The sequence below is a fragment of the Caballeronia sp. genome (assembly GCF_049581465.1).
GTDB lineage: Bacteria > Pseudomonadota > Gammaproteobacteria > Burkholderiales > Burkholderiaceae > Caballeronia.
The window spans coordinates 1-2,621 of record NZ_JBAUSA010001304.1 but is presented as its reverse complement, the minus strand read 5'-3'; the positions used below and the strand labels follow the sequence as shown (position 1 = coordinate 2,621).

Annotated in this window: 2 protein-coding genes and 1 pseudogene; 1 reads left to right on the top strand and 2 read right to left on the bottom strand. The window is 57.3% G+C overall.

The window, feature by feature from the left end; all coding sequences use genetic code 11:
- Positions 1 to 117 (bottom strand): annotated as a pseudogene (locus WCA53_RS31650) (aldo/keto reductase); the annotation flags it as partial.
- A gap of 132 nt (positions 118 to 249) precedes the next feature.
- On the bottom strand, positions 250 to 1,104 hold the full coding sequence (locus WCA53_RS31645; protein WP_423920975.1) for an oxidoreductase: 855 nt from the start codon (positions 1,102 to 1,104) through the stop codon (positions 250 to 252).
- A gap of 290 nt (positions 1,105 to 1,394) precedes the next feature.
- Between WCA53_RS31645 and WCA53_RS31640 the strand changes: the two genes are divergently transcribed.
- A complete protein-coding gene (locus WCA53_RS31640) occupies positions 1,395 to 2,402 on the top strand; it encodes a hypothetical protein (RefSeq protein WP_423920972.1) in 1,008 nt (335 codons plus the stop codon).
- Positions 2,403 to 2,621 lie beyond the last annotated feature (219 nt).

Below are 2,621 nucleotides of genomic sequence, written 5' to 3'. Positions count from 1 at the left end.
GTCCGCGTCCGTGCTGCCCCACGCCTTGAAGAACTCGTTGCTGCCGCCAAACGTGGCCGTACCCAGACTTAGTACGGGAACCTTGAAGCCCGTCTCGCCTAGCAAACGATATTCCATCTTCACTCCTTTGGATTAAATGCTCGAAAAGCCGCCGTTGATCGACGGCCCTACCGTGCGCTGCATTACCGATCTTAAAAGATCAAGGGATATTGCGCTTGAGCGGCCAGAAGGCCGGCACGCCGGCTTTTGCTAGCGGGCGGTATCGGGGAAATCGGCGCCGAGGGTCGTTGCTTCCCACGCGTCGAAATCGTGCGTCAGGGATTCGACTTTCTTGCGTGCGAGTTCCAGCGCGGTCTTGCCGAGCAACAAGCGCAACGGCGGTGTATCGGAGAGCGACGCGTCGATGATGGCCTGCGCCGCGCGCACGGGGTCGCCGGCTTGGTTGCCACTACGGGCCGCCGTCTGCTTGCGACGCTCGCCGGCCGTGGACGCATACGCGTCAATGCGCGTGGCCGATTGCTTGATCGATGGGCCCGCCCAGTTCGTGCGAAAGGGTCCCGGTTCGACCAGCAGGACGTCTATGCCTAGCGGCTTTACCTCAGTAGCGAGGGATTCCGAAATTCCTTCGACGGCGTATTTCGTGCCGTGATAGTAACCGGTCGCGGCGAAGCTGGTGATTCCGCCAATCGACGAAATGTTCACGATCAAACCGCTTTTTTGGGCGCGCATCAGCGGCAAGACGGCCTTCGTCATGTCGACCAAACCAAATACGTTGGTTTCGAACATCGCGCGAACAGCGTCGTCCTCGCCCTCTTCTATTGCAGCCAGATAACCATATCCGGCGTTGTTCACAAGTGCATCGATACGGCCGAAATGGGCTTTTGATTTTGCAACGACGTCGGCTATTTGCTTACGGTCCGTTACGTCAAGCTGCAATGCGAGCACGCGGTCCCCGTGTCCTTCCGCCAGGTCGGCAAGCGTTGACGGATCCCTTGCGGTAATGACCGCGCGCCAGCCTCGCTCAAGCACCAGTCTTGAGAGTTCTCGCCCAAAGCCAGTTGAACAGCCTGTGATCAGCCATACGGGATTGTCGCGATTCATCATGAAACCTCCTTGTGACGCGCATGCGCCTCGAGTATGCAAGCGATAACTAGCTTACCCGCGTTTCGGGAACTGCGTGAGGGCTAGCAGCCTGTGGACGCGCGACGCAAGACGCCCACCTTCGAGCGCTAGAGTGCGCCGCACAATTATTCTTTAGTCGTGTCGCCCATGTGCGGCATTTTGGCGGATGCATCGCTTTTGTATCTTCCACGATGCTCCAGGAACGGTCCTTTTCTAATCCACCGATTCAAATAAGAAACAAATTCGTGCTTCAAATTGTGGACGACAAATCAATGGAAATTTTTCCTTGTACGTTGGTGTATATCGATATTGATGCAGCCGCTAGCCCCAATAGTACGAGCAGGGATCCGCGTTCCTACGCTCGCCAGGCGTTTTGCCTCAACAAGAGTTTGCTTCAGGCGGGCATGCCGCGGCTCAATATCTTCACGAACGCCCCCGCGCTCGCCGCTTCGTGCTTTGGGTCCACGGCGGAGGATCGGCGGCCAGTCGTTCATGAACTCGTCGCCAGCGTCAATGTTCCGAAAAGCACGGAGTTCTATGGAGCACATTTCAAGCTGGACCTGCTTGAGCAAGTGGCGCGCATGCTTGGCTCGGGCGCCTTGCTGCTGCTGCTCGACGCAGACATGGTCGCCATCAAGTCGCTCGATGAAGGCATGCTTCGACTATGCGCCGACGCCGGCGTAGGCGCTTTCGACATCTCCGACCAGGTTTTTCCGGCCTATGGGAGCGCCAATGTCATCAAGGATCTTGAGATAGTGGCGGGACGACATCTGCTTAATCCGCGTTGGTACGGAGGAGAATTTCTGATTAGTACACCGACGTTCTTGATGACCCTGGTGCAGCGAGCACGCGCACATTGCGAACGATACGTTCACGAAATTGCCCGTTTGCAGCATCATGGCGACGAAGCGTTCGTCTCCTCCGCGCTCAATACGTTAGCCGACGAGGGGCAGCAGATTGTCGAACTGGGCGCTTATCAGGCAATCGGCCGGCACTGGTCTGGCAACACGCACCGCGACCTCCGCTGGTTCCAGCATTGCTGCTTCGTGCATCTGCCGGACGGAAAAGCACTGATAGAACGAGAGTCGCACTACCCTGACTTCAAGCTAACGAGATTTTGGCGCGCTGTGTCGACAGCGCATTTTTTTAATCGGGCGCGCTTTAGCGTCAAATTGTGTTTTGAGGCGACGTCGGTCGCACGGAGATGGCGCCGGATCGGCGGGGGGCGCGGCGCGGGCTTGAATAAGACCGATGAGGCTGCGGAGGAAATCGGGCGCTGATGGCGGAATGTGGAAGGGGTGCTGCTCGCGGCGAGTGTGGAGGGGGTGCTGCTCGCGGCGAGTGTGGGGCTAGGATTGAGTCCTCCTGCTCACGTGGTCGTTCTGCTTAAGTCGGATTTTCTTGCTTATTTCTGTTAGCCCCTGTTCGGGGCGGAACTTCATTTCTTTGCAAACGCGCAAAGAAACGAAGCAAAGAAACGCGTTTTAAACCGCCAATTC

Bases quoted from the DNA above. Each gene is read 5' to 3' on its own strand.
- WCA53_RS31645 (WP_423920975.1), bottom strand. From the start codon at position 1,104: ATGATGAATCGCGACAATCCCGTATGGCTGATCACAGGCTGTTCAACT.
- WCA53_RS31640 (WP_423920972.1), top strand. From the start codon at position 1,395: ATGGAAATTTTTCCTTGTACGTTGGTGTATATCGATATTGATGCAGCC.